This window comes from Stenotrophomonas sp. YJH_SMC_69 (genome assembly GCF_059370495.1).
In genome coordinates this window covers 415,435-439,830 of the sequence record NZ_JCAFTS010000002.1, presented here as the reverse complement: position 1 = coordinate 439,830, position 24,396 = coordinate 415,435, and the positions used below count along the sequence as shown (strand labels likewise).

Sequence of the window (24,396 nt, the reverse complement as noted above, 5' to 3'; positions counted from 1 at the left end):
ACAGCAGTCGAGCATGGCTCGACTCTACACTTTGAAACCATGAGTACACCGCCCTCCCCCGCCCGTCGCCTGCGCCGCTGGTTGCTGCGCGGCCTGTGGCTGGCCATCGCCCTCATTGCCGCGATGGCGCTGTGGAACAGCCCATGGGCCGCTGCGCCGAAGCTGCTGTGGACACTCTCTCGTATGCCGCCGGCCACGCAACTGGCGGTGCCGGTGGACGGCGTGCGGCCACGCCAGATCGCCGACACCTTCGGCGCACCACGTGGCCGTGACCGCTCCCACGCCGGCATCGACATCTTCGCCAAGCGCGGCACCGCGGTGCGCAGCGTCACTGCCGGCGTCATCGCGGACGTCAGCGAGCGCGGCCTCGGTGGCCGCCAGGTCTGGGTGATCGGGCCCGGGCGCGAACGTTACTACTACGCCCATCTGGACGACTGGGCCGAGGGCCTGGCGCGCGGCCAGGTGGTCCAGGCCGGCGACCTGCTCGGGCATGTAGGCGACAGCGGCAATGCCAAGGGCACGCCGCCCCACCTGCACTGGGGCATCTACGGCGCCGATGGCGCGCGCGATCCGCTGCCGCTGCTGCGCTGAACACCATGCGCTGCGTCGCGGCCCGGGTGAGCGCCTACCTCGTTCATGATTTGTAAATAGGAATAGTTCGTATTACCATTTCTTTCGTTTCCGGTGGTGCCAGGACGGCCTGCCCGCCCGTTTCCCACCCGTAGCGCCTCGCCTTCTGGATGCCGGCCGAGCGCGCGTGCTCGTCCAGGACCCCCATGACCTGTTCCACCTTCCGTATCCCGCAGCCGCAGCGGCTGTCCGTTGCCGTACTCGTTGCACTCTGCGCCCTGGCCCCGGCCGCCTTCGCCGACACCGCCGCCGACCCGACCACGCTGGACAAGGTCGTGGTCAAGGGCGAACGCGCCGAAGGCTATTCGGTGCGCCGCACCTCGGCCGGTACCCGCTTCGACCTGGCACCGCGCGAGATCCCGCAGTCGGTCAGCATCATCAGCCACCAGCGCATCGAAGATCAGAAGCTCGACGACATCATCGACGTGCTGGCCAACACCACCGGCGTGACCAGCACCCAGTCCGACAGCGAGCGCACCGAGTTCTACGCGCGTGGGTTCTACATCGACGCCTACCAGTTCGACGGCCTGCCGACGCAGATGGTGCAGAACTGGAGCTACGGTGACTCCGGCCTGGATCTGGCGCTGTACGACCGCGTGGAAGTGGTGCGCGGCGCCACCGGCCTGCTCAGCGGCGCCGGCAATCCGTCGGCGTCGGTGAACCTGATCCGCAAGCATGCCGACAGCGCCGAGCTGACCGGCAGCGTCTCGGTGAACGTCGGCAGCTGGGGCCGCACCCGCACCACGGTGGATGTGGGCAGCGCGCTCAACGCCAGCGGCAGCGTGCGCGGGCGCGTGATCGGCAGCTATCTGGATACCGACGGCCAGATGGACCGCTACAACCAGCGCAAGACGCTGGGCTACGCCGTCATCGATGCCGACCTGACCCCGGACACCCAGCTGAGCGTGGGCTACGACTACCAGCAGAAGCGCGCCAATGGTGCGACCTGGGGCGGCTTCCCGATGCTGTATTCGGATGGCTCGCGCACCGGCTACGACGAATCGTTCAACGCCAGCCCGGAGTGGACCTATTGGGACACCACCAGCAAGCGGGCCTTCGCCACCCTGCAACACGCCTTCAGCAACGGCTGGAAGTTCAAGGTGGGTGCCACGCACGATGAGACCAGGGCCGACGACAAGCTGTTCTACCCCGCCTACAACGACTGGACCACGGGCGCCTCGAACTTCGACCGGACCACTGGCGCGGGCATCTCGCCGTCCGCAGGCCTGTACAACACCGAGCGCAAGGTCACTGGCGTCGACGGCTACGTGGATGGCCCGTTCCAGCTGTTTGGCCGCGAGCACCAGCTGATGGCCGGCCTCAGCTACAACAGGCGCGAGTACGCCAACTACGGCGACTACCAGGTCGGTGGCCCGGGCCAGCCCTGGGATCCGTTCGCCAGCTATCTGAACTGGACGGGCAAGATCGGTGAGCCGAACTGGAACCCGCTGGCCCTGGCCAGCGAGGGCACCATCACGCAGAAGGCCGGTTACGCGGCCGCTCGCCTGTCGCTGGCCGATCCGCTGAAGCTGATCATCGGCGCACGCTACACCGACTGGAAGAGCGAGGGTGAAGGCGCCGACCGCGCGCACAAGGTGACCACGCCGTACGCTGGCCTGGTCTTCGACATCAACGGGACGTACTCGACCTACGCCAGCTACACCGAGATTTTCCAGCCGCAGACGCTGAAGGACCGCAATGGCGGCTACCTCGATCCGGTCGATGGAAAGAGCTACGAAGTGGGCGTCAAGGGCGCGTGGTTCGACAACCGCCTGAACGCCTCGCTGGCCGTGTTCCGCATCGAACAGGACAACGTCGGCCAGGCCACCGGTGAACCCGTGCAGGGCAGCCAGAACGAGTTCGCCTATCGCGCTGCACGCGGCACCGTCAGCCGCGGCTTCGAGTTCGAGCTGAACGGCGAACTCGCCCCGGGCTGGAATGCGACCTTCGGTGCGTCGCGCTATGTGGCCAAGGACATCAACGGCGCCGACATCAACACCAACCTGCCGCAGACCGCATTGAAGCTGTTCACCAGCTACACCCCGCAGTCGCTGCAGGCACTGACCGTCGGCGGCGGCGCCAACTGGCAGAACCGCATCTACTACCCGGTGCCGGCCTACGGCCGCATCGAACAGAGCGGCTACGCGCTGGTCAGCGCCTTCGTGCGTTACCGCATCTCGCCGGAGTTCAGCGTGCAGGCCAACCTCAACAACCTGCTGGACAAGAAGTACCTGTCGCAGATCAACGGCTACGGTGCCTACGGCGATGGCCGCAATGGCTCGCTGACGTTCACCTGGGCGTTCTGATCAGACGCGGGGTTCGCACGCCCCGCACCTGTAGAGCCGAGCCCATGCTCGGCTCAGAGAATCAGCCGAGCGCGGGCTCGGCTCTACACCCGCAAGGCAGCGCCGGAACTGACCGGCGCTGCCACCGTCACATCAGAAGCGCAGGTCCGCGCGCAGGTACCAGTAACGGCCACGCGGGATGTCGTAGGTCGAAGCGTCGTAGCCGTTCAACGAGCACGACAGGCAGATCGGCGGATCCTTGTCGAACACGTTGTTCAGGCCGGCGGTCAGCTGCAACCCCTTCATCCAGTCGATCTTGTAGCCCACCTGCATGTCGTGGAAGGTGGTGGCCGACAGCGTGTTGGTGCCCGCAGCCTGGTTGCTGCACACCGGGAAGGCCGCCGCATCGCCGCAGTTCTCGGTCAGCTCGGAGATGTGGCGCACCGTCCAGTTGGCGCTCCAGCGATCCATCGTCCAGCCGAGGCTGGCATTGCTGGTCCACTCCGGGATCGAGCTGTCGGCCACTTCCACGCCCGGCTTCTGCGGCTGCTTCTGCCCGGCCGCGCCAGTGGCCTCGTAACGGCCGACGAAGGTGTTCTTCCACCCCAGCTTGAACTGGCCGATGGAGGTCTGCGGCAGCGTCCAGAACAGATCCACGTCCCAACCGTCGGTCTTGATCGAACCCAGGTTGGTCAGGCGGTTGTTGAAGCTGCTGACCGCACCGGTGCTGGCACGGGTGATGCCGTTGCAGTAGATCGGGTCCAGTGTATCCACGCACAGGTCCAGCTGGGTCTGCGCGTTGATGGCCTGGATCGCACCATCGATGGCATGGCGGTAGAAAGTGACTTCCACATCGAAGCGCTCCGACCACGAGGCGTTGTTGCCGAACCACGGGCTCCACACGAAGCCGGCGCTGAAGCTGCGCGAGCGTTCCGGGTCCAGCTCGCGGTTGCCGCCGGTGGTCACCGAGATCTGCGAGTTGGCCTGCTGGAAGCCGGCCGGTACGCCCAGTGCAGCACAGTTGGCCGCGCTGCCACGCGGCGGCGTGCCGCCCAGGCCCACCGAGCACGGATCGAACAGCTGCAGGTCGGCACGTGCGGCAGAGCCGTACAGCTCACCGATGGACGGTGCGCGGAAACCCTCGGCGTACGTGGTGCGCAGCACGAAGTCATCGGTCACCTGCCAGCGCAGGCCGTACTTGGGCGTGAACTCGCCGCCGAAGGTGGAGTAGTCCGAATAGCGGCCGGCCAGGCTCAGGTCCAGCTTCTTGCCGAACGAGGAGTCGGCGAAGATCGGCACGCTCAACTCCAGGTAGGCCTCGTTGACGTCGTAGGAACCGGAGGTCGGTTGCGACGGCACGCCGTTGTAGTGGCCGATCACCGTCAGCGGATCGGGCTGGTAGGCGCCCTTGTACTTGCGGTACTCGAAGCCGGTGGCGAAGGACACCGGACCGGCCGGCAGCGAGAACAGCTCGCTGGACAGGTTGGCGGTGAACAGGCTCAGTTCGTTCTGGCTGCGGTCGCGCACCACCGGCTGGATCCACTTCAGCATGTCCGGGGTGATCGAACCGGCGCCACCGAAGATGTTCAACGGCACGCAGCCAGGCGTGGCCGCGCACACCGCGGGATCGCCCAGCGCCATGTTCACCTTGTAGATGTCATAGCTGCCGTAGTTGGTCTGCTCGGCCTTGTTCTTGCTGTACATGCCGTTGACGTCCCAGTACCAGCTGCGGTCGGCGGCATGGAAGTCACCGACCAGGCCGGTGGCGAAGTAGGTGGTGTCCACTTTCTGCTTGAACACGCGCGCACCGCCCTCCACCGGGCGACGACCGATCAGGCTCATGTTGTCGCCGGAGACGAGATCGAAGCCGAACGGGTTGTACGGGTTCAGGCGCGAGACCACGATGTTGTCGGCCAACGGATTGCCGGTGGCGCCATCGGGGCCGAAGAACAGCGGCTCGGGGCCGGCCTGGTTGGTCGACTCGCGGCGGTTGCCCAGCGCCTTGATGTACCACTGCACGTTGTCGGTGATGTCAAAGCGGAACTGGCCGAACAGGCCTTTGCGCTCCGACGGCGTAAGCACCATGTTGTATTCGGCGAAGTTGAAGCGGTCGGCGGTGGTGAAGCAGTGATAGTCATCCGTGCGGCTGCAGCCGGCACTGCCGTCGTACCGCGGATTGCTCACGCCGGTATTGGGCACGATGTTCTGCACCGCACCGGTGTTCGGGTCGGTGAACATGAAACGGCCCTGCGGAATACCACCGCTGCCGAACGCCAGGCCGGTACCGGGAATGGGGAAGCGCGACTGCTCGCGATCCTTGGCGAATACCGGGTCCTGCTTGGTCCAGCTGGCGCCCAGGAACAGGCTGAAGCGATCGCCACTCTTGCCCCAGGCCAGGTCCACGCCCTTCTGCGTGCCGTCGCCCTTGCTGTACTCGCCGTAGTTCAGCGTCACCTGCCCACCATCGAAATCGCGGCGGGTGATGATGTTGACCACGCCGGCGATGGCATCGGAGCCGTACAGCGACGAAGCACCGTCCTCCAGCACCTCGATGCGCTCGACGATGGCCAGCGGAATGGTGTTGAGGTCGGTGGCCGAGCCCACACCGGACGCCGACGATTCATTGACCCAGCGGATGCCGTCGACCAGCACCAGCACGCGCTTGGCACCCAGGTGGCGCAGATCGACCTGCGCCGAGCCGGCACCCACGCCACTGCCATCGGGCGGGAAACCGAAGTTGCCGGACGAGTTGAACTTGGCGTTGAGCGCAGAGCCGGAACCGGTGAGCTGCTGCAGCACTTCGCCGATCGAGGTCAGGCCGGTGCGTTCGATGTCGCCACGGGTCAGGGTCTGGATCGGGACCTGGCCCTCTACTTCAGCGCGCTTGATGCGGGTACCGGTGACTTCCACCGCGTCGAGGTTGGTGGTGGATTGTGCAGCGGCACCCAGGGGTGCCAAGGCCATCACGCACAGCGTGACGGCAACCGCCAACGGGCGGTGGTGCAGGTGCTTCATTCGCTCTCTCTCCAAAGGAATGTCGGGACATGGACTGCCGCGCTCCCCCCTGCATGGCGGCAGCGTCTCCTTTGTAAACAAGCGGTAAAAATCACGGCGTGATGATCGACACTCTTTCACGCGGAATTGACGCAATTGACAGACATTTACGTCAGATGAGGACCGTTTAGAACCGGACGGTACTGTTCACCGCCCTCCACTTTGATGCCGGCTGCGTCAGCGCGCGCCGAGATCCGCCACAACTCATCAAGGGGACTTGTCGGTGCAGGCGCTAGTGACCGGGCGCGTCGACGCGCAGCCCATGCTGGCTCACGGCCAGCAGCACGCGTGCCATGTCTTCGTAGTCGGTGTCGTCGGCGGTCGCCAGGTGCACCCAGGGGCGATGCTGCTGCGGCATCTGCTGCGCCTGCACCAGGTGCCGCTGCAACGCGACAGCGTCGAGCGGCTGGCCATTCCAGAACATCGCCCCCGCCGCGTCGATGCGCAGGTGGATCGGCTGGGGTGAGGACGCCGGCCAGGGTGGGCACGAGGTGCGCTGCTGGAGCGCCAGGAGGCCGGTCGCCTGCGCCATCGGCAGCGCGGTGATCACCAGCGCCAGCAACACCAGCAACACATCCACCAGCGGTGCCAGATTGGGGGCGGCCATCAGTGAGGCCGCGTGCTGTGTCCCGTATCGCATGCCACGTTCCCTCGCAGGAAGAGCGGCCTGCCGATGGCAGGCCGCCCGTTGCCGGACTCACCGCACGAAACTCACCGCACGAAGGCAATGCGCTCCATGCCAGTGGCTTCGGCCGCAGCCAATATCCGCGCCATGCCTTCGTACTCGGCCGCCGGATCGGTGGCGATGCGCAGCTCCGGCAGGTTGCCGGCATGCTCGCCGGCCTGCGCCTGCAGGCGCCCCTGCAGATCGCCGATCGCCATCGGCTGGCCATCCCAGCTCAGCTGGTTCGACGCATCCAGTCGCAGCTCGATCGGCGGCGGCGGTTCGGGGCGATCGATCGTGCGATCGGTGGCCTGTGGCAACTGCACGGGAATCGGCCGGGCCACGATCGGCGCGGTTACGATGAAGATGATCAACAGCACCAGCATCACATCCACCAGTGGCGTGACATTGATGTCCGCCAGCGGGCCGCTTCTTCCTGCGCTACTGAACGCCATGTGCCGCTCCCTGCAGCCGGGCGGTTCGCCCAAGGCCGACGTTACGACGCCTGCGCCCGCCTGCGGCAGGGGCCTGTGCGGGGTCATTCAGCTATCGTTGCCCACGCATTGCGTGCACGCAATGCGAAACTGAATTCAGCCACTGCCCGCTATGCTGCATGCCATGACCCGACGCTCTTCGACCGCCCTGTCCCTGCTGCCCTTGGCCACCACGCTGCTGATCGGCTGCGCCAATGCCCAGTCCCTCGATGCCCAGAACGCGCAGATGAAAGCCGCGATCGCGGCCGCCGAACGCGGCCAGTTCGATCCTGGCCAGGCCGCTGCGCTCAGCCGCCATCCGGCGTATGGCTGGCTGGAGTACGCCAACCTGCGCCGCAACATCGACACCGTCGATACCGCGCAGGCACAGGCCTTCCTCACGCGCTATGAGGGCCAGGCCGTGGCCAGCACGTTCCGCAGCGTGTGGCTGCCCTCGCTCGCCCGCCGCCAGGACTGGCCGACCCTGCTGGCCAACTGGGCGCCCACCGACAACGCCGGCCTGCGCTGTGCGCAGCTGACCGCGCGCCAGGTGACCGGCAAGGTCGATCCGCAGTGGATCAGCGAAGCACAGGAGCTGTGGCGCAAGAACGGCAAGCCGCTGCCGGACAGCTGCGATGCGGTGTTCACCGTGCTGCAGGCACAAGGCGGCCTGAGCGACGCCCTGCGCTGGGAACGGATCGATGCTGCCGCCGACGCGCAGCAGCCCGCCGTGATGCGCAGCGCGGCCCGCGGCCTGCCTGCCACTGACCTGGCACTGGCCAACACTTACGCCGCCTTCGTCGACAAGCCCAACGCCAGCGCCCTGAACTGGCCCCGCAACGAGCGCAGCCGGCGCATCGCCACCGATGGCCTGGCCAAGCTGGCCAAGGCCGACCCGGCCGCCACCGAACAGCAGCTGCCGCAGTACGCGCAGGCACTGGGGCTGAGTGCCGCCCAGCAGGGCCAGGTGCTGTACCAGATCGCGCTGTGGACGGTGGCGTCCTACCTGCCCGATTCGGCACGCCGCCTCAACGCGGTGCCGGAGTCGGCCTATGACGAACGCCTGCACGAGTGGCGCGTGCGCGAAGCGATGTCCCGCGGCGACTGGACCGCGGCGCTGACCGCCATCCGCAAGATGGGCAGCAAGCAGCGCAGCGACCCGCGCTGGCGCTACTTCGAAGGCCGCATGCTGGAGAAGACCGGCCAGGCCCAGCAGGCGCAGCCGCTGTTCCGCGAGGCCGCGCGTGCATCGACCTTCCACGGCTTCCTCGCCGCCGACAAGCTGCAGCAGGGCTACACGCTGTGCCCGTGGCAGCCCAACGACAGCGCGCAGGCTCAGGCGGTGATCGCGCGCGACCCGGCCATCCAGCGCGCAATGGCGTTGTACCAGATCGATCGCGCTGGCTGGGCCGTGGCCGAATGGAACAGTGCACTGTCGCGCTTCGATGACACCCAGCGTCGCCTCGCCGTGCGCGTGGCGCAGGACAACGGCTGGTTCGACCGCGCCGTGTTCGCGCTCGGCAAGCAGCCGCAGGAGCAGCGCCTGTACGACCTGCGCTTCCCGCTGCACCACGACGCCACCATCCGCCGCGAATCGGCACGCAACGCAATCGACCCGGCCTGGGTGGCGGCGGAGATCCGCGCCGAGAGCACCTTCACCCCGCGTGCGCGCTCGCCTGCCAACGCCATGGGCCTGATGCAGGTGCTGCCAGCCACCGGTGCCGGCGTGGCCAAGTCGATCGGCCTGACCGGCTACGGCGGCGCCGACAGCCTGTACGACCCGGACACCAACATCGCCATCGGCACCGCCTACCTGCGCCAGTTGATGAACAAGTACGACGGCCTGCCCTACGTGACCATCGCCGCGTACAACGCCGGCCCGACCCCGACCGCACGCTGGCAGAGCCAGCGCCCGGGCTTTGATCCGGACCTGTGGATCGAGACCATCAGCTACAAGGAAACCCGCGAGTACGTGGCCCGCGTGCTGGCCTTCAGCGTGATCTACGACTGGCGCCTCAATGGTGATGCGCTGCCGCTGAGCGATCGCCTGATGGGCCGCCTGGTGGACAAGCGCAAGCGCTTCAGCTGCGCCGCCAACGCCGACCAGGGCGGCGATTGATCGCACTGCGGTCGTGCCGGCCGCTGGCCGGCACGACCCGGCATCCACTCGCTGGGGAGGGAAACGATGAGCCTGCTGGCCTGGATCGGCTGGACGCTGTATCGGTAGTGCCGGGCGCTGGCCGGCAGCTTCGGGGTGACTGGGGGTGCCGGCCAGCGGCCGGCACTACCGGTGCGTCTGCGCCGGGCATGCGATGATTCCAGCCATGAAGATCTATCTTGTCGGCGGCGCCGTGCGTGACCGCCTGCTACAGCGACCTGCCGGCGACCATGACTGGGTGGTGGTCGGCGCCACGCCCGCGCAGATGGAAGCGCAGGGCTTCACCGCCGTCGGCCGCGATTTCCCGGTGTTCCTGCACCCGAAAACCGCTGAGGAATACGCGCTGGCGCGCACCGAGCGCAAATCCGGCCGTGGCTACCGCGGCTTCGTGGTCGATGCCGACCCGGCAGTGACGCTGGAAGAAGACCTGCAGCGCCGCGACTTCACCATCAACGCGATTGCCTGCGACGAAGACACCGGCACGCTGGTCGATCCCTACGGCGGTGTGCGCGATATCGAGCAACGCGTGCTGCGCCATGTCGGCCCCGCGTTCGTGGAAGATCCATTGCGCGTGCTGCGCGCGGCCCGGTTCATGGCGCGCTTCGCACCGCTGGGCTTCACCGTCGCCGAAGAGACCATGGCGCTGATGCGCGAGGTCGCCGCCAGCGGCGAGCTGGACGCGCTGGTGCCCGAGCGCGTCTGGCAGGAGCTACGCAAGGCGCTGGTCAGTGAACGGCCCTCCGCCTTCCTGCGCACGCTGCACGATGCGCAGGCACTGGGCCCGATCCTGCCCGAGCTGGAAGCGCTGTATGGCGTGCCGCAACGTGCTGAGTTCCACCCCGAGGTCGATACCGGCATCCATCAGGAAATGGTCAGCGACACCGCCGCGAAACTGGCGCCGGGCGATGACCTGGTCGGCTTTGCCGCGCTTACCCATGACCTGGGCAAGGGCCTGACCCCGCCGGAGGAGTGGCCGCGCCACATCATGCACGAGCAGCGCGGCATCAAGCCCTTGAAGGCACTGTGTGCGCGGTTGAAGATTCCCGCCGAACACCAGCAGCTGGCCGAAGCGGTGTGTCGCGAGCACTTGAACGTGCACCGCATCGACGAACTGCGCGATGCCACCGTGCTGGAACTGCTGGGCCGCTGTGATGCGCTGCGCCGGCCGGAACGCGTGGCCCGCATCGCACTGTGCTGCGAGGCCGACAAGCGCGGCCGGCTCGGCTTCGAGGACGCCGACTACCCCCAGGGCGAAACGCTCAAGCGCCTGCACCAAGCGGCGCTGTCAGTGCAGGCGCGGGATCTGGATACCACGCATCTGAAGGGCCCGGCCATCGGCGAAGCGCTGGCCAAGGCGCGGGTGAAAGCCATCGCCGCCGCCCGCTGATCCGCAACGTCCGCGCGCACTGCTATGGGCAGTGCCGGCCGCTGGCCGGCACCCCTATATCACTGGCTTCAGTGCGCCATCCCACGGGTAATCGCCGCCGCACGCTGCTTCAGCTGGGCCACGGCATCGGGAATCATCTCCATGCCCACGTCCAGGCCCGGGTTCAGCACCAGGCCGACGCCGTCGCCGATACCGGCCAGCAGCGCGTGCACCGCGATCGGCATGGCATGCGCAAACTGCGGCAGCTGCTCGTGCCACAGGCCCGCGCGCTCGGGGGCAGTGAACACCGCGAACATCGGCTCACCGCTCTCGCTGGTCAGCACCAGCGGCGAGATGCTTTCGTCCCAGGCGCCATCCTCACCAATGGCCTTGTCCAGCAGCACGAACGCCGTCGAGGTCAGCAGGCCGTCGAGGAACTGCGCTGCGGTCAGCGTGCCGTCCTGGGCCTGCAGCAGGCGCACCTCGAGGTCGTTGAGGGGTTCGAACGGGGTGTCGTGGTCCATGGTCGGTTCCGGTACGTGGTTGCAGGGCAGACTTTAACAGGCCCGGTCCTCAACCGATGTATCCGTGCCGCCACATCCAACCGGCCACCGCCAGCGCGGCGCCCCCCACCAGCATCAACGGCAGGCCGAAGCGGTGCCGCCACGGGATCGGCACCCCGCCCAGCTGCTGGTCCATGGTCTCGGTATCGAGCACCCAGCCGTGCTCGCACCGGGTGCAGGCCAGCTCGTAGCGGCGCTGGTAGGTGAAGCCGAACAGCAGGTCGATGCGCGCCATCTTGTAGCGCAGCTGCGGCGCGAACTCGGTTTCCGTCTGGCAGCGCAGGCAGTGGTGCGCTTCGGTGGGGCCGACGATCAGCACCCGTTCCTGTTGGCCGATCAGAATCATGTCCGGTTGCCCTGGCAGGCGGGCTGGGCCAGCAGCCAGGCCTGGGCGGCGGCCACAGTGGCGGCATCACCCTCGACGCGCTGGTCGGGTTCGATCTTCAAGCCATCGCCACGATCATTGCGGTCCCGCATCACGCTGGTGGTCAGCAGCAGGCGACTTCCATCGGCAAGGGTGTGCACGACATTGCCGGTGGAGACACCCGCGGTCGGCTGGCCGAAACTCCGCGACTGCGGGCGGCCACGCCACGCCAGCACCGAGGCCTCGCCCGAACTGCCGGTGCGGGGCCCGAACAGCACCGCCACCGGTGCGCCAGGCTGCCGCACTACATGGCCGGACTGGCCGAAGTCCAGCAGCGGCCTGCCCGCCAGCTGCACCGCAGTCGCCGTCAACGTCCAGCGCTGCGGCCCTTGCGCGGTTTCGAACGCGCCGACGTCCTCGTTGTTCACCACCGAGGTGCGTAATAGCGGGGCCATGCCCAGCAGCATCGGCCACATGGAGCCGCCACCGTTGTCCCGCAGGTCGACGATCCAGCCACAGCGCGCGCCGTCGTCCTTGCTGCGGATGACCTGCTGCCATCGCGCGGCACGCTGGATGTCCTGGCGGAATTTTTCCTGCGGCGTCGCGCCCGGCGAGGAGGCATAGCCCTCGATGACCACCCAGCCGATGCGCGCATCCACCGCATCAGCGGCCTTGGCCCGGTCCACGGCGGCGGCACCGGCCTGCTGCGCACGCGCGAGGGATTCGCGCTGACGCTGGGTCGTGGTCCACGCACCATGGTGGCCGGTGCTGAGCGCAATGGCTTCGCGCAGAACGGCCAGCCGTTGCGCGGGATCCCCCTGCGCCGATTGCAGGCGGATGCGGATGGCGGGCCAGTCCACCCGGTCGCGATACAGCGCCTGGCGTTCAAGCAGGTTGAGGATCTCAGCCTGGGCCTCCGGCGAGGGCATCTCGACCGCGCCTGGCGTATCGGCCATGGCGCCGGTCGCCAGCAACACGAGCATCAGCGCGCCGATGCGACGCACTCCCTTGCGAACCTGCATGCGACGCTTCCTTGTCGTTGAATCAGGACCGCAGCATAACCGGGGCATGATCGCTTGCGCCACGCGCGAACTGTCGTATCCGGCCCGGTCGCGGGTTGCAGCAAGGCGGCTTGCGTGCGGTCACCACATTGCAACTTTGCCCATGCCATCGCGGCGCACAACGCGCCAAGGTGGCCCCGTCGGCGCTTCCTGCGCTGACCGGGATTGGCGTCCTGAATCAAACATCGAAGCGATCGATTTGCCGCATCAACGGCAATCGCGACAATGCACCGGCTTGCCCATGGTGGGCGGTGCGTGGGGATCCTCGTGATCCGTCGGCTTTTTCGCTTTGATTTTGACCGGCACGCCAACCCGCACCGCCCGCCACCTTGCGCTTCGCAGGTGGCCTTGCCTCGTGAGGTTGCCGCCATGAACACGCCCTACCCCGCCTATCCACGCCTGCAGGCACTGCTCGGCGCTGCACTGCCCGGCCTGCAGCTGTCCAACGCCGCAGCCGAAGCGTTGGAAGATGCGCTCACCGAAGTCGACGAACAGGCGCCGCCCTCCGCATTCTTCGCGCGGCTGCGCGGCATCGCTCACAGCCACGCGGCCGACGGCCAGGCGTGGCGCGAACGGCAACTCAGCGAGGCGCGCGGCCGGCACCTGGCCGAGGCGACGCGCTGCCTGGCGGCGGTGTCTGCGTGTGGGGGCATCTTGTTGGCGGCGCAGTCGGCACGCGAGATGGATGATGCGCAGGCGCAGTGTCCGCCGCAGGTGGAGGAAGGCCTGCTGCATGCGGTGGTGGTGCTGGCCGATCATGCCGGGGCGCTGGTCGCGCCCGAGCTGCTGCCGATACGAGCCAATGAATGCTGCTAGATGTTGGAACCCTACCGGAAAGAAATAGACCCATGAGAAAGCAATCAGATCAAGGCCTGGACGACAAGAGATATGGATTACTTCGGAAATTCGTGCATGCGCTATCGGATCGGGATAGCAGCACACTGCAGGAGGACTTTGGCCTGACCTCAGTCATGATTCTGGAAATCTACGAGCTTCTGCCGGTGTACTTCCTAGAAGGTGCCGCCATTTCCATCCCTCTACCTACGTACGGCGCAGCAGGCGACTTGATATCGTTGATGACCACGTATGACTGTGGTGATGGTGACATTGCAGTTGAGTGCTATCTCCTCGGAGATGGCGAGCCCGGCGAGGCCATTCTTCATGTCCATTTCGAGAAAGGTAATCTCATCTACGGATTCATCAATTCATAGCAATTCCCTATCGCCCAAAGCGAACGATATTTCAGAGCGTGTCGACCAAGGTCGACACCTACCAGAGCGGGTCAATGGCGTCGGTTGGGTGTGTGTGCCGACCTTGGTCGGCACACCAGAGCATGAGACTCACCAGTCCGCGCGCAGGCCGATGTTGCCTTCGATGATGCGGCGCTTCTCTTTGCGGTCGCCGCCCAATTCGCGCGTGTAGTCGGCCACGGCATAGGCGCTGATCGTTCGGTTGAAACGCCCGACCACACCCACGCCGGCTTCCAGCGCGCGTGAGCGCTGCGAATTGATGATCACGTCGTCGTCGAAACGGATGCGGTCTTCACCAGAACGGCCATGCCAGTAATTGAGCTTGAAATACGGCTGCCAGCCGTTGTCAGCCAGCTGGTAATCACCGGCAAGACGCAGGCCGATGCGGCCGGTCCAGGCGTTGTCGTTGTCGAAGCGCACACTCGATACTTCATCGCGACGGTCATCCAGCGAAGTGCGCTGCCAGATCACCTGCACCTGCGGTTCCAGCCACCATGCGGACTGCCCGAAGTGCAGCAGCGGCTTGCCGGCCTCCACCGACACGCTGGTGCCGTCGCCGCTCAGGCCGAAGCCGAGCCCACGCGAGGAACGCACGCGGCCGTCGTAGCGGCTCTGCATCGCCACGGCGTCGATGTAGCCGCCACTGCTGTCGGTGAAGGTCCAGTACAGGCCCACGTGCTTGTCATCCAGGCGGTTCTGGCCTACCTGCACGTTCTCCCAGCCCAGTGCCAGACCCGTGGTCTTGCCCTGCGCGCGGGTGCGGCCAACGAATACACCGATCTGATTGCGATGATGGTCAGACGCCGCGGCCCACACATCAAGGCCGGCCTGCAGGCCCATCACATCGCCATCGAAGCCCGGCTGCGCATCACCCTTCCAGTGGATCTCGCTGCTCTGCCCCACCAACCGGCCCCAAGCGGTGCGGACTGTGCCCTGGTTGTACAGCAGGCGCTGTTCGCCCTGCCGCTCGTGGAAGGTACCGAGGCTGGCCAGCGAGGTCTCGCGCAGCAGCGGTGGCACCACGGCGTAGGCGGCGGTCTCCACGCGGTACAGCGGCACCACCGCGCCTTCGGCCGGGCGTGCACCCGGCGTTGGCGGGGTGCCGGTACCGGGCAACGCACCGCCGGCCACCGGCACGTCCGGCACCGCCGGGTCGCTGGGCGGCGCCACCGGCGCCGGTTCCGGTGGCGGCGGTGGCGGCGCGGCCTCGCCGGCGGTCAGGTTCGGATCGGTAGCGCCTTCAGGCGGCGGCGGCGGTGCCGGGGTGATCGCCGGCGGCGGTGCGACCGGCGGCGTCAGGGGCGGTGGCGTGGCAGTGCCGCCGCCGTTGGGTGCCGGCGTTGGTCCGGTCACCAGCGTCGATCGCAGGTACCAGTTCTCGCTGGTGCCGGCGCTGACACCACCCTTGAACAGGAAGTACTCGTAGGCACCGGCTGCAACCGGTGCGAACAGCGAGAACGCGCCCGGCGCAGTGCGGCCACCATTCAAGGCCTGCACCACCAGGATGCCATCGGCCAGCGTGGCGGCGCCGCTGCCGCCGGCATTGAGCACGCCGATGCCGGTGGTACCGGTGGCGGTTCCGCCATCGATCACCAGGCGGTCGCTGCTGGAATTGTCCGCACCCAGCACGGTACGCAGGTACAGGCCACCGCCGTCACCACGGTAGTTGCCACGCACGGTGAACACGTCGCCTGCGCCGGTGCCGGTCAGGTCGATGCGCCCGGCATTGGCCATCTCCACCAGTGCACCACTGTTGAACGGACGGACTGCATGGCCGCCACTGCCCGCGTAGACGGTGCTGGTGTCGTCCACGGTGAGCGTGCCGGTGCCGGTTCCGCTGTCGCCCAGCACCAGGTCGCCATCAAAGGTCAGCTCGGTGCTGTTAGCCAGGCTGATCGCCTCCCAGTTCTGGAAGCGGCCCACGCCGGCAGTCTTGACGTTGTGGAAGTTGAGCTGGTCGATGCCACCGCCACCGTCGAACAGCGGCACCGCCCCCAGGTTGCCCTGGTTGAGGTTGCCGAGGTTGGCGACGTCGTTGTCCGGCCCCATGTCGATCGCGCCGTAGACGATGCCGCCGCCATTCCAGTTGAAGGTGTCGTTGCCAGTACTGAGCAGTACCTGCCCGCGCACGGTGCCGTCGGTGATGGTCACGCTGTCGTTGCCGCCGCTGACGCTGATGTTGCCGCCGATGTAGGCGGTACCCGAGATGATGATGGTGTCGGTATCGAAGCCGGTCACCACGTTGCCGTCCACGGTGCCGCCGGACTGGTCCCACAGGTTCTTGTCCAGCTTCATGTTGACCCGGCCGATGCGGCCAGCGGTCATCCACGCCTGGTCACCATCCTCGAACGCACCGATGACGCGGCCACCGCTCATGCGGAAGGTATCGATGTTGTCGCCCTGCTGCAGCGCGCCGACCGTGCCGCCACTCATGACGAAATCATCGCGGCCACTGCCCTGCGCCACCACGCCGGTGACGGTGCCGCCGGTGACGGTCATCTGGTCATCGCCACTGCCCTGGTCGACGCTGTCGATCGTACCGTTGTCCAGCAGCAGCGCATCATTGCCATCACCCTGCAGCACACTGCCGCTGATGCTGCCAGCCTGCATGTCCAGGCGATCAGTGCCGGCACCGAACTGCACGCCGGTGCGCCCGCTGATCGTTCCGCGGTTGACCAGCACGCTGTCGCCCGCGCCGACGAACTGCAGGGCGGTGTTGTTGCCGGTGCTGATGCTGCCCGAGTTCTCGACGCGGCTGCCGCCACCGAGCTGGACCGCCACGCCGCCCACCGAACTGATCGTGCCCAGGTTGGACAACAGGTGCCCACCGGCCCCGACAAGCGAAATCGCGCTGCTGCCACCGCTTTGCTGCAGCTGCGCCGTGCTGGCGACAGTGACGGTGATGCCGGCGGCGCCATTGGCGGTGACGGGAACGGTCTGCGGGTTCGGCGCATTGGCATCGCAGGTGACCGTCTGGCCGGCGACGGGGGCGACGCTGTCACAGCCGGCCCAGGCGGCGCTGGCGGTCAACAGCATGACGGAGGGAACAGCCAAAGCCTGCAGTACGGAAACAGTGAGGCGGCGCATACGCACTGCGCGCGGGACGGCACGGGACATACAGCACTCCTGGACAGGGGATCAGGAACTGCGGATATGCGGTACTGCGAGCGAAGTCTGCGCCATGGTGAACGGTTTCGGCAGGTGAATTTGCGTGCCGATCATCACAGTTCAGATGCGAACTTGATCGGGCATCACCTGACCTCTACGTGCCTGAAATCGTTCACCTTTGCGGAGTCATGCCCATGCCTGGATGAGGCGGCCTCCCGGGTTGGGTCAGAGCCCTTTCCTGCGGAAAGGGATCCGACCCGGAGCCGTCAGATCTTCAGATAGATCTTCCGCCGGTCCAGCCACCACCCCACGCCCCACCACAGCGCGACGAACGCCAGCGCCTGCAGCATCGACGCCAGCTCGAGCGCGTGCGGCATCGCGGCGGCCAGTTGCTGCCAGATCCAGCCCCACGCGCCGGTCGCCATCAGCGCCACCGACATCACCGATGCGCCAAGATAGGCGGTAATTGCATTGACCCCGAAGCGCCGGCCCAGTGCGGGCCATCCCTTCTGGTCGATCAGCACGTGGCTCAGCCACAGTGCCAGCGCGGCAAGGCCCCCGGTCCACAGCGCGTAGCTGGGCGTCCACAGCTGCTTGTTCAACGGCAGCACCGTGGCCAGCAGCAGCCCCAGCACGGCGGTTGCCACACCCAGGCCAGCCAATGCCGCCGCACGACCGTTGCGCAGCAGGCCACCGGCAATCAGGCCGAGCACGGTACTGGCCAGCGCACCCAGCGTGCTCAGCAATCCTTCCGGGTCATGGCCCAGTCCGGTATCGGCGTGCCACTGGTAGATCCACGGTGCGAACAGCGTGGTGTCCAGGCGGCTGGCCGGGTTGGTCCATGGCGCCAGATCACCGATGCCCAGCAGCAGCACGGTGTAGCCCACCAGCAGCGTGACCAGCACGCCAGCCTGCACGCGCGGCCGCGCATACACCGCCAGAACACCCACCAACGCTGCGCATACCGCAATCCGCTGCAGCACGCCCCAGATGCGGAAGTGATGGGTATGCAGCGCCCACCAGATCAACAGGTGCAGCAACGCGCCGGCGAGCAGGATGCGCAGTGCACGCTCCAGCACCCCGCGCGCCAATGCTGGCCGTGCAGCGGCATCCAGCGCGCGCGGTGCCACGCTGAAGGCCATCGACACACCCACCAGGAACAGGAAGAACGGGAACACCAGGTCGGTGGGCGTGCAGCCATGCCATTCCGAGTGACGCAGCGGCGCGAACACCGCACTCCAGTCGCCCGGATTGTTGACCAGCAGCATCGCCGCCACGGTGATGCCGCGCAGGGCATCGATCGAGCCCAGACGGCGTGGCGGCGTACTGTTCATCAGGCGGCCTCGTACTGTCCGGCAATCCAGGTACCACGCACCTGCAGGGCGTCATCCAGCAGCACCAGGTCGGCCTGGTAGCCCTCGGCGATGTGGCCAAGGCGGTCGTCGACGTTGAGGAACTGCGCCGGATAGGTCGACGCCATGCGCGCCGCTTCGGCCAGCGGTTGGCCGAGCAGCTGCACGGTATTGCGCACGGCGATGGCCATGTCCAGCGCCGAGCCGGCCAACGAACCGGCGGCATTGCGCACCACGCCATCGATGGCGGTGATGGTTTCGCCATACAGCACGTAGCTGGGATCGTCGGCTCCAACCGGCGGCATCGCATCGGTCACCAGCAGCAGGCGACCGCGCGGCTTGGCCGCCAACGCCACGCGAAGGCTGGCCGGGTGCACATGCACGCCATCGACGATGATGCCGATCCAGCTGTCGCGGTCTTCCAGCGCAGCGCCCACCGCGCCGGGCTCGCGGCCCTGCAACGGCGACATCGCGTTGTACAGATGGGTGAAGCCGCGCACGCCGGCATCCAGGCCGGCGCGGATCTCTTCGTAGGTGCCTGCAGTGTGCCCAGCAGCGACGATCACGCCACGCTCGACCAGCGCACGGATGGTCTCCAGCGGCACGCGCTCCGGCGCCAGCGTCAGCAGGGTCACGCCGTTATCCAGCGATGCGGCCAGCGCAATCTCCGCTTCGTCCGGCACGCGGAACTTGCTGGCATCGTGCGTGCCCTTGCGCGCCGGCGCGATGTACGGCCCCTCCAGATGGATGCCGATCACGCCCGGCACGCCCTGCGTGATGGCCTCGCGCATTGCACCGATGGCTTCGCGCATCACCGCCACGTCATCGCTGATCAGCGTCGGCAGCATCGCGGTGGTACCGAAGCGGCGGTGCGCCTGCGCGATGGTGCGCAGTGCCGCCACGTCCGGCGTGTTGTTGAACAGCGCGCCGCCGCCGCCATTGACCTGCACATCGATGAAGCCGGGCAGCAGCCAGCCGCCCCCCAGGTCCACCTGCTCGGCCGCGTGGCCCAGCTGCGGCGCGGCATCGGGCAGCAGCGCGCTGATGCGACCGTCCTCGATCACCACCGCCAGGTCGTCGCGGAACTCATCGCCGGCCAGGATGCGGGCATTGCGCAGCACCGTCGCCATCACACCGTCTCCGTAACCTTGTTCAGATGCGGCGGCAGGTCCGGGTTGAAGCCACGGCGCAGCGCCAGCGCATTGATGGCGCGATAGAAGCTCTGCACGGTCAATAGCGGTGCGCACAGCGGATGCGGCGCGGCCGCCACCGGCAGGTTGCCGCCGGCACCGGCCATCCACACCTGCGCACCACGTGCGGTGAATTCATCGACCACTGCACGGGTACCGGCGCCGGTCTCGTCCGGCTGGGCGAAGGCCAGCACCGGGAAGCCACGGCCGACCAGCGCCATCGGGCCGTGCTTGACCTCGGCCGAGCTGTAGGCTTCGGCGTGCAGGCTGCAGGTTTCCTTGAACTTCAGTGCCGCTTCCTGCGCCGCACCCAGGCCCAGGCCACGGCCGAGCACGAACAGGTTGGTGGCCTCGACCAGGCCTTCGGTCACCGCGCTCCAGTCGCACTGCCAGGCTTCACGCATCGCGTCCGGCAGCAGGTCCAGCGCCGCACGCAGGCTGCTGTCCTGCTTCCAGTACGCGGCCAGCTGCAGCAATGCGGCCAGCGAGGCGAGGTAGCTCTTGGTCGCTGCAACGCTCTTCTCGGGGCCCGCATGCAGCGGGATGACCGTGTCGGCCAGCTGCGCCAGCGGTGAATCCTCGACGTTGACCAGCGCGATCACGCGCGCGCCGGCGGCCTTGGCCGCCTCGGCGTTGCGCAGCAGGTCCGGGCTCTTGCCCGACTGCGAGATGACGATGAACAGTGCGCCGCGCAGCTGCAATGGTGCGGCGTAGACCGAGCCCACTGATGGCGAGGCCGACGCGACCACCAGCCCCAGCTGGGTTTCCAGCAGGTACTTGCCATAGGTGGCGGCGTGGTCGGAGCTGCCGCGTGCACAGGTAACCACGAACGGCGGCGGCGCGGCACGCAGGCTGGCGGCCAGGGTTTCCAGGGTGGCGTGGTTTCGCGAGAACTGGCGGGCAACCACGTCGGCCGCTTCAGCGGCCTCGGCGAACATCAGGGTAGCGGTGGGGTCTGACAGCGACATGGCAGGCTCAGGCAGGATCGGAAGGAAGGGGGCGTGCGCCGGCCGGGCGCATCGGCGCGGTCGAACCGCGCACCACCAGCTGCGGCACGAAGCCCTGGTTGTGCAGCGGTGCCGGCGCATCGTCGTAGGCGTCGCTGCGCAGCTGCGCGATCAGCAGGCGCGCGGCATGGCGGGCGATGTCTTCGGTGGCCTGCTTGGCGGTGGTCAGCGGCGGCCACGACTGGCGCGAGAACGGGCTGTCCTCGAACCCGGCAATGGACAGGTCGTAGGGCACGTTCATGCCGGCCGACTTGGCGGCGGCCAGCACGCCGGCAGCGATTTCGTCGTTGGAACCGAAGATGGCGGTAGGCGGTTCGCGCAGCGCCAGCAGGCGGCGCGCGCCACGGAAACCGTCGTCGAAGGTGTAGTCGCCCTGCACCACCAGGTGCTTGTCCACGGTCATGCCGTAGTCCTTCAACGCGGCCTCATAACCGGCATAGCGTTCGCCCGAGGAGCGGTGCGAGCTGCCGCCCCAGAGGAAGCCGATGCGCTGGTGCCCCAGCTGGATCAGGTGTTCGGTGATCTCGTAGGCGGCCTCGCGGTCGTCGACGAACACGCAGGCACCGTCGGCCGGATCTTCGGTGGCCGCAATGATGCGCACCAGCTTGATGCCACGCGCGGTCAGCGCCTGGATCAGGTCGCGGCGCTCGGACATCGGTGCGGTCAGCACCAGCCCGGCCAGGCGCGAACGCTGCACCCAGTCAGCCAGTTCATCGGCCAGCAGCGGCGAACTGGAATCGCAGGGATGGATCTGCAGGCCGAACCCGGTCTCGCGGCAGGCGGCGAGCACGCCGTTCTGCACGCCGATGATGTGGTACGGGTTCGGGTTGTCGTAGACCAGCCCGATCACGAAGGTGGTGCCGCTGCGCAGGTTGCGCGCGGACGGATCGGGCTCGTAGTCCAGCTCGGCGATGGCACGCAGCACCCGCGCGCGGGTGGCCTGCATCACCGAGGGCTCGTTGTTGATCACCCGCGATACCGTCTTCAGCGAGACCTTGGCCTTTTCGGCAACGTCCTTGATGGTCGCTCTGCGCATCGGTTTTTCCTGGGGTTGGCTGCCGTCCATCATCGCCGATCAGCTCCGGTCCTGCGGCAGGCCCACGCGGTGGCCCACCACCGAATAGAACAGGATGTACAGGTAGCAGGGCACCATCAGCAGCACGAACACCAGCTGGAAATCGATGTGCTGCTTGAGCAGAGCGAACAGCTGCGGAATGATCGCGCCACCGGCGATGCCCATCACCAGCAGGGCCGAACCGGTTTCGGTGAAGCGCCCCAGGCCGCGGATGGCCAGCGGGAAGATGGCCGGCCACATCATGGCGTTGGCAAAGCCCAGCAAGGCCACGAAGGCCACCGACACATAGCCGTGCGTTGCCCACGCGCCCAGGCAGAACACCACGCCCAGCACCGCCGAAATGGTCAGGTAGCGCGACTGCGACACCACCCGCGGAATCACCAGCAGGCCGACCACGTAACCGACCAGCATCGCGCCCAGGGTGAAGGCGGTGAACATCTTGGTCTCGTCCAGCGGCAGGTTGAAGCCATGGCCGTAGGTGCCGATGGCATCACCGGCCATCACTTCCACGCCCACGTACACGAACAGGCACAGCACGCCCAGCCACAGGTGCGGGAACTGGAAGATGCTGCGGCGCTCGACCGCACCGGCGGCCACCGGCGTAGCGTTGGCTTCGGACGATTTGATTTCCGGCAGCGGCGAGAACAGGATCGCCACCGCCAACACCACCAGCAGCGCCGCCATGGCCAGGTACGGAGCATGGATCTTGGCGGCGAACTGGTTCAGCAGCACGGCTTTGGTCGCGGCATCGGCCGCCTGCACCTGCACGTCCAGATCGCCAATGCCATGCAGCACCACCGTGCCGATCAGGATCGGCGCCAGGATGCCGGCGATCTTGTTGCAGATGCCCATCAACGCGATGCGCCGCGCCGCCGTTTCGATCGGCCCAAGGATCGAGATGTACGGGTTGATGGCCGTCTGCAGCAGGGCCAGGCCGCTGCCGATCACGAACAGGCCGCCCAGTGCGCCGGGGTACCAGCGCTGGGTGGCGAATTCGCCGAACAGGGCGGCACCACCGGCCATCACCAGCAGGCTCAGGCTCAGGCCCTTCTTCATGCCGGTGCGGCGCAGGATCCACGACGCCGGCAGGGCCAGGAAGAAGTAGGACAGGTAGAACACCATCAGAACCAGGAAGGCGCCGACCTCGCTGAGTTCGAAGGCGAGCTTGACGAAGGTGATCAACGGGCCGTTGAGCCAGGTGAAGAAGCCGATCAGGAAGAACAGCACGCCGACGATGGCGATGGAGGTGGCCACGTTCGGGCGCGCGCTTGCAGCGGGGACGGCGGACATCAGGAGGGCTCCTGCGGCGACGGCCGCAGAACGCGGCGTCGGAGAGTGGCTGGGAACAACGTTGTCACATTCTTTCGATGGACAGCTGCGGTTTGTCAACTTCCGTCCGACGCCCCCTGCGCCTCATGTTGCACTGCGCAAGGCGGTCGCCCTGCATCTCGCTGAATGCGCTGCGCGGCTTGAGCCCCATGGCACAACGGTTCCCGCGTGAATCCCGCATTCACGCCATGTAAACGTTTACCACGTGGCGCATTCGCTGCGGCGCAGCAACGAAAGTGTCACGAACTCGTTGACATCGTTGTCAGCGCGGTTACAGACTCCGGCCCAATCGCCGCTCCCGATCCCGGGGCCGGCCCCACCTGCAGCAGGAGCCCGCGTGACCGCCAGCCACCCCGCCCCGGCCCATGTCCTGTCCCGCGTCGCGCCCTCGTTCCTGGCCGCGGACGTCGGTGGCACCCATGTGCGCGTGGCCCGGGTCCAGGCCAGCGGCGATGCCGCCCATCCGGTGCAGGTGCTGGAATACCGCAAGTACCGCAACGCCGACCACGCCGGTCTCAGCGCGATCCTGTCCGACTTTCTGGGCGAAGGCCCGCGCCCCACGCACTGCGTGGTTGCCAGCGCCGGCTACGCCCGCGAGGACGGCACGGTGATCACCGCCAACCTGCCGTGGCCACTGTCGGCGCGCCAGGTGGAGGCCGATGTCGGCCTGCAGCGGGTCTACATCGTCAACGACTTCGAAGCGGTGGCCTATGCCGCTGCGCAGGTGGACGCCAGCGGCGTGCTGCACCTGTGCGGGCCGGACACCGGCACGCGTGGCCCGACCCTGGTGGTCGGCCCCGGCACCGGCCTCGGCGCCGCGCTGTGGATCCCCACTGCGCATGGTCCGGTGGTCCTGCCGACCGAAGCCGGCCAGCCGACCCTGGCGGCCAGCACCGAACTGGAAATGGCCATCGTCCGCCACATGCAGCGCGACCGCGCCCACGTGTCGATCGAACATGCGATCTCCGGCCCCGGCCTGATGAACCTGTACCGCGCGGTGTGCGCGCTGCAGGGGCAGGCACCGACGCTGGCCAGCCCCGATGCGGTCACCGCCGCCGCCATGGCCGATACCGATGCGCACGCGCGCCAGGCGCTGGATGTGTTCTGCGGCCTGCTCGGCAGCACCATCGGCGACATGGCCCTGTTCTATGGTGCCCACGGTGGCGTCTACCTGGCCGGCGGCATCCTGCCGCAGATCCGCGAATACCTGCACGCCAGCACCTTCGTCGAACGCTACCTGCAGAAGGGGCCGATGGGCGAAGCACTGGCACGCATCCCGGTGAAGGTCGTCGAACACGGCCAGCTGGGCGTGGTCGGCGCTGCCAGCTGGTACCTGCAGCAGCAGTCGGCCGCCTGACACCGCAACAGGCTTCAACGCAATCGCAGCACGCAGTACGTGGCACGCCAACGCACGGGACTTCGCCGCCGCCCCGCGCATGTCATCGCAACCGTTATCGAACACCGCCG

Annotated in this window: 19 protein-coding genes; 7 read left to right on the top strand and 12 right to left on the bottom strand. The window is 67.4% G+C overall.

Going from position 1 to position 24,396, the window contains the following annotated elements:
* The first annotated feature begins 39 nt into the window (after positions 1-39).
* On the top strand, positions 40-591 hold the full coding sequence (locus AC5P8F_RS05155; protein WP_053495113.1) for a M23 family metallopeptidase: 552 nt from the start codon (positions 40-42) through the stop codon (positions 589-591).
* A gap of 185 nt (positions 592-776) precedes the next feature.
* Positions 777-2,936 carry a ferric-rhodotorulic acid/ferric-coprogen receptor FhuE gene (gene fhuE, locus AC5P8F_RS05150; RefSeq protein WP_346601432.1) on the top strand — a complete coding sequence of 720 codons (2,160 nt, stop codon included), beginning with the start codon at positions 777-779 and terminating at the stop codon, positions 2,934-2,936.
* Between the two features lie 132 nt (positions 2,937-3,068).
* Here fhuE and AC5P8F_RS05145 read toward each other — a convergent pair whose 3' ends face one another.
* The 3 genes from AC5P8F_RS05145 to AC5P8F_RS05135 all read right to left on the bottom strand — a co-directional run bounded on the left by AC5P8F_RS05145 (position 3,069) and on the right by AC5P8F_RS05135 (position 7,088).
* Positions 3,069-5,930, bottom strand: a complete 2,862-nt coding sequence (locus AC5P8F_RS05145) for a TonB-dependent receptor plug domain-containing protein (RefSeq protein ID WP_032957323.1) — start codon at positions 5,928-5,930, stop codon at positions 3,069-3,071.
* A 271-nt stretch (positions 5,931-6,201) separates the two neighbouring features.
* A complete protein-coding gene (locus tag AC5P8F_RS05140; RefSeq protein ID WP_014648409.1) occupies positions 6,202-6,576 on the bottom strand; it encodes an ExbD/TolR family protein in 375 nt (124 codons plus the stop codon).
* A 104-nt stretch (positions 6,577-6,680) separates the two neighbouring features.
* Entirely contained in the window at positions 6,681-7,088 is a 408-nt protein-coding gene (locus tag AC5P8F_RS05135) for an ExbD/TolR family protein (RefSeq protein WP_014648410.1), read from the bottom strand.
* Between the two features lie 151 nt (positions 7,089-7,239).
* Between AC5P8F_RS05135 and AC5P8F_RS05130 the strand changes: the two genes are divergently transcribed.
* Positions 7,240-9,225 carry a transglycosylase SLT domain-containing protein gene (locus AC5P8F_RS05130; RefSeq protein ID WP_329768509.1) on the top strand — a complete coding sequence of 662 codons (1,986 nt, stop codon included), beginning with the start codon at positions 7,240-7,242 and terminating at the stop codon, positions 9,223-9,225.
* Positions 9,226-9,430: 205 nt separating this feature from the next.
* Entirely contained in the window at positions 9,431-10,651 is a 1,221-nt protein-coding gene (locus tag AC5P8F_RS05125; protein WP_053495110.1) for a multifunctional CCA addition/repair protein, read from the top strand.
* Positions 10,652-10,719: 68 nt separating this feature from the next.
* Here AC5P8F_RS05125 and AC5P8F_RS05120 read toward each other — a convergent pair whose 3' ends face one another.
* Genes AC5P8F_RS05120 through AC5P8F_RS05110 form a run of 3 tightly spaced genes read right to left on the bottom strand, consistent with a single transcriptional unit; the run spans position 10,720 to position 12,579 of the window.
* On the bottom strand, positions 10,720-11,154 hold the full coding sequence (locus AC5P8F_RS05120; RefSeq protein WP_005419309.1) for an SseB family protein: 435 nt from the start codon (positions 11,152-11,154) through the stop codon (positions 10,720-10,722).
* Positions 11,155-11,203: 49 nt separating this feature from the next.
* Entirely contained in the window at positions 11,204-11,539 is a 336-nt protein-coding gene (locus AC5P8F_RS05115) for a hypothetical protein (protein ID WP_495227675.1), read from the bottom strand.
* The gene (locus AC5P8F_RS05110; RefSeq protein ID WP_346601429.1) at positions 11,536-12,579 is read right to left on the bottom strand and encodes a S41 family peptidase; all 1,044 of its coding nucleotides are present in this window, start codon (positions 12,577-12,579) and stop codon (positions 11,536-11,538) included. The genes AC5P8F_RS05115 and AC5P8F_RS05110 overlap by 4 nt, the downstream gene beginning before the upstream one ends.
* Before the next feature lie 408 nt (positions 12,580-12,987).
* Between AC5P8F_RS05110 and AC5P8F_RS05105 the strand changes: the two genes are divergently transcribed.
* On the top strand, positions 12,988-13,434 hold the full coding sequence (locus tag AC5P8F_RS05105; protein WP_197606179.1) for a hypothetical protein: 447 nt from the start codon (positions 12,988-12,990) through the stop codon (positions 13,432-13,434).
* Positions 13,435-13,466: 32 nt separating this feature from the next.
* The gene (locus tag AC5P8F_RS05100) at positions 13,467-13,829 is read left to right on the top strand and encodes a hypothetical protein (RefSeq protein ID WP_329768511.1); all 363 of its coding nucleotides are present in this window, start codon (positions 13,467-13,469) and stop codon (positions 13,827-13,829) included.
* A 129-nt stretch (positions 13,830-13,958) separates the two neighbouring features.
* Here the strand turns inward: AC5P8F_RS05100 and AC5P8F_RS05095 are convergent, their stop codons facing one another.
* From AC5P8F_RS05095 to AC5P8F_RS05070, 6 genes are all read right to left on the bottom strand, one after another.
* The gene (locus tag AC5P8F_RS05095; RefSeq protein WP_495227672.1) at positions 13,959-16,985 is read right to left on the bottom strand and encodes an autotransporter family protein; all 3,027 of its coding nucleotides are present in this window, start codon (positions 16,983-16,985) and stop codon (positions 13,959-13,961) included.
* A gap of 257 nt (positions 16,986-17,242) precedes the next feature.
* Entirely contained in the window at positions 17,243-18,310 is a 1,068-nt protein-coding gene (locus tag AC5P8F_RS05090; RefSeq protein WP_262093041.1) for an acyltransferase family protein, read from the bottom strand.
* Positions 18,310-19,458, bottom strand: coding sequence for an N-acetylglucosamine-6-phosphate deacetylase (gene nagA, locus AC5P8F_RS05085; protein ID WP_495227670.1), 1,149 nt, complete (start codon positions 19,456-19,458; stop codon positions 18,310-18,312). The genes AC5P8F_RS05090 and nagA overlap by 1 nt, the downstream gene beginning before the upstream one ends.
* The gene (locus AC5P8F_RS05080; protein WP_014648419.1) at positions 19,458-20,486 is read right to left on the bottom strand and encodes an SIS domain-containing protein; all 1,029 of its coding nucleotides are present in this window, start codon (positions 20,484-20,486) and stop codon (positions 19,458-19,460) included. The genes nagA and AC5P8F_RS05080 overlap by 1 nt, the downstream gene beginning before the upstream one ends.
* Positions 20,487-20,493: 7 nt before the next feature.
* Positions 20,494-21,561: a LacI family DNA-binding transcriptional regulator gene (locus tag AC5P8F_RS05075; RefSeq protein WP_005411045.1), complete on the bottom strand. Its 1,068-nt coding sequence runs from the start codon at positions 21,559-21,561 to the stop codon at positions 20,494-20,496.
* 39 nt (positions 21,562-21,600) lie between these two features.
* Positions 21,601-22,890 (bottom strand): sugar MFS transporter, encoded by a 1,290-nt coding sequence (locus tag AC5P8F_RS05070; RefSeq protein WP_241887116.1) that lies wholly within the window; start codon positions 22,888-22,890, stop codon positions 21,601-21,603.
* 376 nt (positions 22,891-23,266) lie between these two features.
* Between AC5P8F_RS05070 and AC5P8F_RS05065 the strand changes: the two genes are divergently transcribed.
* Positions 23,267-24,286: a glucokinase family protein gene (locus AC5P8F_RS05065; RefSeq protein WP_049439954.1), complete on the top strand. Its 1,020-nt coding sequence runs from the start codon at positions 23,267-23,269 to the stop codon at positions 24,284-24,286.
* Positions 24,287-24,396: the final 110 nt, after the last annotated feature.

What these genes read in the sequence shown, in the direction of transcription:
- AC5P8F_RS05120 (WP_005419309.1), bottom strand. Translation starts at nt 11,154, where the DNA reads ATGGACCACGACACCCCGTTCGAACCCCTCAACGACCTCGAGGTGCGC.
- AC5P8F_RS05075 (WP_005411045.1), bottom strand. Translation starts at nt 21,561, where the DNA reads ATGCGCAGAGCGACCATCAAGGACGTTGCCGAAAAGGCCAAGGTCTCG.
- AC5P8F_RS05080 (WP_014648419.1), bottom strand. Translation starts at nt 20,486, where the DNA reads ATGTCGCTGTCAGACCCCACCGCTACCCTGATGTTCGCCGAGGCCGCT.
- AC5P8F_RS05115 (WP_495227675.1), bottom strand. Translation starts at nt 11,539, where the DNA reads ATGATTCTGATCGGCCAACAGGAACGGGTGCTGATCGTCGGCCCCACC.
- AC5P8F_RS05095 (WP_495227672.1), bottom strand. Translation starts at nt 16,985, where the DNA reads ATGTCCCGTGCCGTCCCGCGCGCAGTGCGTATGCGCCGCCTCACTGTT.
- AC5P8F_RS05125 (WP_053495110.1), top strand. Translation starts at nt 9,431, where the DNA reads ATGAAGATCTATCTTGTCGGCGGCGCCGTGCGTGACCGCCTGCTACAG.
- AC5P8F_RS05090 (WP_262093041.1), bottom strand. Translation starts at nt 18,310, where the DNA reads ATGAACAGTACGCCGCCACGCCGTCTGGGCTCGATCGATGCCCTGCGC.
- fhuE (WP_346601432.1), top strand. Translation starts at nt 777, where the DNA reads ATGACCTGTTCCACCTTCCGTATCCCGCAGCCGCAGCGGCTGTCCGTT.
- AC5P8F_RS05070 (WP_241887116.1), bottom strand. Translation starts at nt 22,890, where the DNA reads ATGTCCGCCGTCCCCGCTGCAAGCGCGCGCCCGAACGTGGCCACCTCC.
- AC5P8F_RS05110 (WP_346601429.1), bottom strand. Translation starts at nt 12,579, where the DNA reads ATGCAGGTTCGCAAGGGAGTGCGTCGCATCGGCGCGCTGATGCTCGTG.
- AC5P8F_RS05135 (WP_014648410.1), bottom strand. Translation starts at nt 7,088, where the DNA reads ATGGCGTTCAGTAGCGCAGGAAGAAGCGGCCCGCTGGCGGACATCAAT.
- AC5P8F_RS05140 (WP_014648409.1), bottom strand. Translation starts at nt 6,576, where the DNA reads ATGGCCGCCCCCAATCTGGCACCGCTGGTGGATGTGTTGCTGGTGTTG.
- AC5P8F_RS05145 (WP_032957323.1), bottom strand. Translation starts at nt 5,930, where the DNA reads ATGAAGCACCTGCACCACCGCCCGTTGGCGGTTGCCGTCACGCTGTGC.
- AC5P8F_RS05100 (WP_329768511.1), top strand. Translation starts at nt 13,467, where the DNA reads ATGAGAAAGCAATCAGATCAAGGCCTGGACGACAAGAGATATGGATTA.
- AC5P8F_RS05155 (WP_053495113.1), top strand. Translation starts at nt 40, where the DNA reads ATGAGTACACCGCCCTCCCCCGCCCGTCGCCTGCGCCGCTGGTTGCTG.
- AC5P8F_RS05130 (WP_329768509.1), top strand. Translation starts at nt 7,240, where the DNA reads ATGCTGCATGCCATGACCCGACGCTCTTCGACCGCCCTGTCCCTGCTG.
- AC5P8F_RS05105 (WP_197606179.1), top strand. Translation starts at nt 12,988, where the DNA reads ATGAACACGCCCTACCCCGCCTATCCACGCCTGCAGGCACTGCTCGGC.
- nagA (WP_495227670.1), bottom strand. Translation starts at nt 19,458, where the DNA reads ATGGCGACGGTGCTGCGCAATGCCCGCATCCTGGCCGGCGATGAGTTC.